General features: G+C 68.4%; 4 protein-coding genes. 3 read left to right on the forward strand and 1 reads right to left on the reverse strand.

Features of this window, described 5'->3' with window-relative positions; all coding sequences use genetic code 11:
* Positions 1-163 precede the first annotated feature (163 nt).
* A complete protein-coding gene (locus NTW26_09045) occupies positions 164-535 on the forward strand; it encodes a DsrE family protein (GenBank protein ID MCX7022400.1) in 372 nt (123 codons plus the stop codon).
* A 3-nt stretch (positions 536-538) separates the two neighbouring features.
* On the opposite strand, the gene NTW26_09050 is transcribed toward NTW26_09045, so the two are convergent.
* Positions 539-1,417, reverse strand: a complete 879-nt coding sequence (locus NTW26_09050) for an SDR family oxidoreductase (GenBank protein ID MCX7022401.1) — start codon at positions 1,415-1,417, stop codon at positions 539-541.
* Between the two features lie 107 nt (positions 1,418-1,524).
* On the opposite strand from NTW26_09050, the gene NTW26_09055 reads away from it, so the two are divergent.
* Together NTW26_09055 and NTW26_09060 are read left to right on the forward strand one after the other, a co-directional pair.
* A complete protein-coding gene (locus NTW26_09055) occupies positions 1,525-1,890 on the forward strand; it encodes an aspartate 1-decarboxylase (GenBank protein MCX7022402.1) in 366 nt (121 codons plus the stop codon).
* A gap of 49 nt (positions 1,891-1,939) precedes the next feature.
* Positions 1,940-2,428: a dual specificity protein phosphatase family protein gene (locus tag NTW26_09060; GenBank protein ID MCX7022403.1), complete on the forward strand. Its 489-nt coding sequence runs from the start codon at positions 1,940-1,942 to the stop codon at positions 2,426-2,428.
* Positions 2,429-2,538: the final 110 nt, after the last annotated feature.

Consider the following 2,538-nt stretch of genomic DNA (forward strand, 5'->3'; position numbering starts at 1 on the left):
CCCCGCCCTCTCCCTAAAAGGGAGAGGGGGCCGCTTTGCCCATCACACCCGCCCGCTGTTTAACACACCGCCGCGCCCCCCCGCCGTGACACCCCTTTTCACGACGCCTGTGATATGCTTTTAGGCTCGCACGGATAACCCCACCCAAAGGAGAGGCAGTTCCATGCGCGTCTTCATCGTCGTCACCCACCCGCCCTACGGGAACGAGACCACCCGGTCGGCTCTGCGCGTCGCCCGGCGGCTACGGAAAGACCCGGACACCGAGCTGGCGCTCTTTCTGATGGCCGACTCCGTTTACTGCGCCCGCAAAGGGGAAGCCAACGCCGAGGGTGTATACAACCCCGAGCTGGGCCTCGTCTACTCGGCGCCGCAGATGCTGGCCGCCATCATGGACACCGCGGAGGTCTTCGCCTGCGGTACCTGCATGGGCGAGCGCGGCTTCAAGGAGGACGAGCTCCTCGAGGGCGTCCACGTCGGCACCCTGGACGTTATCGCCGAGTACACCGCCAAGGCGGACAAAGTCCTAACCTTCTGAACCTCAGCGCCTCGGGGGACGCAGGCCGGCGATCCCCGCCATCAGCCGCACCACCCAGGTGGTGAACTCGTTGGGCGCGTAGCGCTTGAAGAACATCGAGAGCCCGGCGAAGCCCCCGCTCGTCCAGTGGAGGCCGGGGCTGCGGGCGCTTATCGCCCGGCGGATGGTGCGCGCCGCGACCCGCGGGTCCGCCGCCTGTCGGCCGTGGGCCATCTCGGCGAAGCGTTTCGGGACGATGCGCAGGAGATCGGCGTAGGGCGAATCGGGTCCGTCGCTCCACTTAGACGGACGCTTGAGCGAGGCGCCGGCGAACTCGGTCCTCGTGGAGTACGGCTCGATACTGACCGCCCGGATGCCCAGCGGTCGCAGCTCCAGCCGCCACTCCTCCACCAGGCCGATAAGGGTGAACTTGGTCGCCGAGTAGAGGCCCATGAGGGGGTATCCCGCCCGGCCCGCCGTGGAGCCGACCACCACCAGCGTCCGCCTGCGCGAGCCGTCGGCCCGCATGAGCGGCAGGAAGGCCCGCGTCACCCGCAGCACGCCGAAGACGTTGGTGTCGAACTGGTCGAGAATCTCCGCGTCGGAGAAGTCCTCCAGGACGCCCAGGTAGGCGAAACCGGCGTTGTTGACCAGATTGGTCAGGCGCCCGTCCACGGCGCGGACGCGCTCCGCCGCGGCGGCGATGGTCGCCGGGTCGGTCAGGTCCAGCGGGAGGAGCTCGACCTCCACCCCGGCCGCGGCGCAGGCCGCCAGGAGCGGCCCCTTCTTCCCCAGGTCGCGCATCGTCGCGTAGACCTTATGCCCCGCCCGGGCGAGCTCCACCGCCGTCGCCAGGCCGATTCCCGACGAGCAGCCGGTCACCAGGGTCACGGGTCGCTCCATCCTTGACCTCCCTCGAATCGCCTTGACACCCCCGGAAACGGGCCATATAATGCCCTCGGCTGCACGTCCGAGGCGTTTTTTAATTTATTATTAAGGAGACCGGACCGATGGCGCTCTATCGCATGGTCGGCGGGAAGATACACCGCGCCACGGTGACCGAAAAAGAGCTGGACTACGAGGGCTCGATAGCCGTGGACCCCGAGCTTTACGAACGGGCGGGCTTTCGGCCCGGGGAGCTCTTGCAGGTTTACAACCTGGCCAACGGCGCCCGCTTCGAGACGTATTTGATCGCCGCGCCGCGCGGCTCGGGGATGGTGAGCGTCCGCGGCGCCGCCGCCCACCTGGCCGCCGTCGGCGACAAGCTCATCATCGTCAACGTCCTCATGCTGGACCCCTCCGAGCTCGAAGGCCACCGGCTCCGGGTGGTCCGGGTGGACGAGCGCAACCGTCCGGTGGAGGATACCAAAGCCTGACCCGCCGCGCCAGCGGGTCCAGGCGGGGCCCGACCCCGCCTTTTTTTTAATGAAGAAACCGACGGACAGCCACCCCGACCTGCCCGACCTGACCTGGATAATCCCCGGTGAGCTGGCGGCCATGTCGCGGCCCGGGTCGGGCGTGGGGCTGGCCCGCGAGCTCCGGGCGCTCCGCGAGCTGGGCATCCGGCGGATTCTCACCCTCGCCGAGCATCCGCTGGGTGTGGGCCTGGGCCGCCTCCCCTTCTCGAAGCTCCACCACCTGCCCATCGAGGACTTCACCGCCCCGGCGCAGGGGATCCTGGACTGGGCGGTGGAGCTGATTGACGAGGCCCGACGCGCCGGCGAGCCGATTCTGGTCCACTGCTACATGGGACTGGGGCGGACCGGGATGGTTCTCGCCTGCTACTTCGTCCACCAGGGGCTGACCGCCGAGGAGGCCATGGAGCACGTCCGGAGCCTGCGGCCGGGCTCCGTGGAGAGTCGCGAGCAGGTGGAGTCCGTCCGGGAGTTCGAGTCCCGCCGCGCGGGCAAGTGAACCGTCCCTTCCCCCCTTTGGGGGGAAGCTCGCCTACGGGTTAGGGTGAGTGTCGGGGTTGGGAATGGTGAAAGCGGCGGGGTTGGGAAACCCCGCCCTACGTCATCGCA

The sequence above is a fragment of the bacterium genome (assembly GCA_026398675.1).
In the GTDB taxonomy this organism is placed as follows: Bacteria; RBG-13-66-14; RBG-13-66-14; order RBG-13-66-14; family RBG-13-66-14; genus RBG-13-66-14.

Excerpts from the sequence above, each read along its gene's own strand:
- NTW26_09055 (MCX7022402.1), top strand. The coding sequence starts at position 1,525 with ATGGCGCTCTATCGCATGGTCGGCGGGAAGATACACCGCGCCACGGTG.
- NTW26_09060 (MCX7022403.1), top strand. The coding sequence starts at position 1,940 with ATGAAGAAACCGACGGACAGCCACCCCGACCTGCCCGACCTGACCTGG.
- NTW26_09045 (MCX7022400.1), top strand. The coding sequence starts at position 164 with ATGCGCGTCTTCATCGTCGTCACCCACCCGCCCTACGGGAACGAGACC.
- NTW26_09050 (MCX7022401.1), bottom strand. The coding sequence starts at position 1,417 with ATGGAGCGACCCGTGACCCTGGTGACCGGCTGCTCGTCGGGAATCGGC.